The sequence below is a fragment of the Pseudomonas sp. P5_B2 genome (assembly GCF_056400445.1).
Genome location: NZ_JBFULH010000721.1, coordinates 1 through 1,906 on the forward strand (window position 1 = coordinate 1; position 1,906 = coordinate 1,906).

Here is a 1,906-nt window from a genome sequence, read left to right on the forward strand (position 1 = left end):
GGCTATAGGTAATGAAGGGCTATAGGTAATGAAGACGATGGGCATGATGTACCACCAGCGGCGGGTGGGGAGTGAAGCTGTTTTCATTTTGGTGCTCCTGAGCTTGTTGTTTTTGTCGCAGCAGGTAACGGGTTAAATCTTTAGTGACTCCAAAGGCCTCATCGCGGGCAAGCCTTGCTCCTACAGGGCCTTGCGCTAATCCTGTAGGAGCAGAGCTTGCTCGCGATTGACACCCTCAAATTCAGCGGACATTTCGAACCGGGTCGGCAAACCTTCCATATCCCCCCGACTCTGTACCGCACGGCTACCAATCCAGTTGGCTCGCCGCACCGCGTCGGCAACGCTGTGGTTTTCCAGGAGCGCGCTGATCATGCCAACGGCAAAGCCATCGCCAGCGCCCACAGTATCGACCACGGTTGCCACCGGCACACCGGCAACAAATCCCTGATCCAGAGCCGTGCGGTAATAAGCGCCCTGCGGGCCCAACTTGATCGCCACCGCTTCGGCGCCCTGATCAAGGTAAAACGCCGCGATGTCCGCCGGGTCTTCATACCCGGTGAGCAAGCGACCTTCACTCAATCCCGGCAGCACCCAATGGGCGAGTGCCGCAAGGCGGTTGATTTCGGTAATCATCAGTTGCTCGCTGGCCCACAGGCTCGGGCGCAGGTTCGGGTCGAACGACACGCTGCGTCCGGCATTGCGCATGCGCGTCATCAACTCAAAGGACATTTCCCGGGCAGAGGCGGACAGCGCCGGCGGAATGCCGGTGGCGTGCAGGTGCCGCGCGCCGAGCAATGACGGGGTGATGGATTGCACCGACAAATGACTGGCCGCCGAACCGCGACGGAAATACTCCACCGCCGGATCGCTGCCATCGTCGGTGCGGGACTTGAGCTGAAACCCGGTCGGGTGCGCCGGGTCGATGGCGACATGGTTGCAGTCCAGGCCTTCTTTGCGCAGCGTGTCGACGACAAACCGCCCCAACGAATCGGCACCCACCCGGCTCAACCATGCCACGTTGAATCCGAGCCGAGAAAGGCCAATCGCAACGTTGTTGTCCGCCCCGGCAATACGTTTGTGGAACTGGCCCACGTCGGCCAGATCACCGCGTTGCTCGGCGACAAACATCGCCATGGTCTCGCCGAACGACAGAATATCGAACTCAGACATGCGCCTTCTCCAGCCGGCGTTGACCCAGGTGGGCGAGGGTGGCGACGTGTTCCCGGGTCAGTTGCACCAGGTCATCGCCTTGCAGCGGATATTCCGCTGCGCGCATGACGCCTTGGGTCATGTGTTGCAGCAGTTGTTCCCATTGATGCACGTCGCTGGCCGTCGGCGCGATGGCGACCAGTTTGCCGTCGGCGCGACGGGTCACGGCTTTGCAGTGCACGTAGCCGACATGTCGACCGAGCAACCGCGCGGCACTGGCGGCGGACTGGTCTTGCCATTGCCAGTTGCCGATGTCGAAGGTCATTTTGATCGGTAACCGGTGTTGCTCGACTTCGCCGAAGAAGCGTTGAAACGGTTCGATGCGGCCGCCGTGCAAGGTCTGGTCGTTTTCCACCAGCAATTGCACTGGGCTCTGAGCCAGGACGCGGCTCAATGCCAGCAGATCATTGTTGTCGGTGAAGTAGCCCAGAGAGACTTTCAGCCATTTGGCACCGAACGTTTCGGCACGCTCAAGAGTGCTGAGCAGTTCAGGGCTGGGCTTGGACTGACCGGCCAGCCACAGTTCCATTGGTGCGGAGTAGATGCATTCCAGACCTTGGGATCGGCTGTCGTCAGCCAGTTGCAGCGGGTTTTCGTCCGTCAGCAACTCCTCGCGCCATTCAATTTGAGTGGCACCGGCGGCGGCCAATATATGGATAAAACTGCCTTGGCCACGTTGGCGCACAAGGTCCGCGCC

At 60.4% G+C, this 1,906-nt stretch carries 2 protein-coding genes; both read right to left on the reverse strand.

Features of this window, described 5'->3' with window-relative positions; all coding sequences use genetic code 11:
* Window positions 1-195: 195 nt before the first annotated feature.
* Window positions 196-1,170 carry a sugar kinase gene (locus AC1DRJ_RS26010; RefSeq protein WP_477804679.1) on the reverse strand — a complete coding sequence of 325 codons (975 nt, stop codon included), beginning with the start codon at window positions 1,168-1,170 and terminating at the stop codon, window positions 196-198.
* A partial coding sequence (locus AC1DRJ_RS26015; protein ID WP_477804680.1) for a sugar phosphate isomerase/epimerase family protein occupies window positions 1,163-1,906 on the reverse strand: 744 nt, incomplete at its 5' end. The genes AC1DRJ_RS26010 and AC1DRJ_RS26015, both read right to left, overlap by 8 nt.

Coding starts and splice junctions, on each gene's coding strand:
- AC1DRJ_RS26010 (WP_477804679.1), bottom strand. CDS start 1,170: ATGTCTGAGTTCGATATTCTGTCGTTCGGCGAGACCATGGCGATGTTT.